Source organism: Kitasatospora nipponensis (assembly GCF_039528135.1).
GTDB classification, from domain to species: Bacteria; Actinomycetota; Actinomycetes; order Streptomycetales; family Streptomycetaceae; genus Kitasatospora; species Kitasatospora nipponensis.
The window spans coordinates 1-524 of sequence record NZ_BAAALF010001138.1 but is presented as its reverse complement, the minus strand read 5'-3'; the positions used below and the strand labels follow the sequence as shown (position 1 = coordinate 524).

The 524-nt window shown below is 73.5% G+C and carries 1 protein-coding gene; it reads left to right on the top strand.

The features are described 5' to 3' along the window. Positions 1–524 (top strand): FtsX-like permease family protein (locus ABD323_RS45295; protein WP_344447761.1); only part of this gene is annotated, 524 nt, incomplete at both ends.

Genomic DNA, 524 nt, shown 5'->3' with positions numbered 1-524 from the left:
CAGCTGCTGCTGACCCCGGGCGCGGTCCCGGCCGGCGTGCTGCGCGGACAGCCCGCGACCGTCCTGGTGACGATGTCCGCCGGGACGGCCGAGCAAGCCGACCAGGCCGACCAGGCCGACCAGGCCGAGCAAGCCGAGCAGCTGATCACGGACGCCATGGTGATCTCCCCGCAGGCCCGGACCGGCTTCCCGCTCACCTTCGAGGCGGACCACACCTATCTCGCCGTCAAGCGGGTGCTCACCGCCGGAGCCGGGCTGACCCTGCTGCTGGTCAGCCTGAGCCTGCTGGTCGGCCAGTTGGAACGGCTCCGGGAGCAGCGCCGGATCCTGGGCGTGCTGTACGCCTTCGGCACCCGGCGCCGGGTGCTGGCGCTGTCCGTGCTGTGGCAGACCGCGATCCCGATGGCCCTCGGGCTGGCGCTGGCCGCGGCGGGCGGGGTGCTGATGGGCGCGGTGCTCCAGTACACGGCCGGGCTGGACTTCGCCTTCGACTGGGGCTCGATGCTGACCCTGTCGGGCGTGGC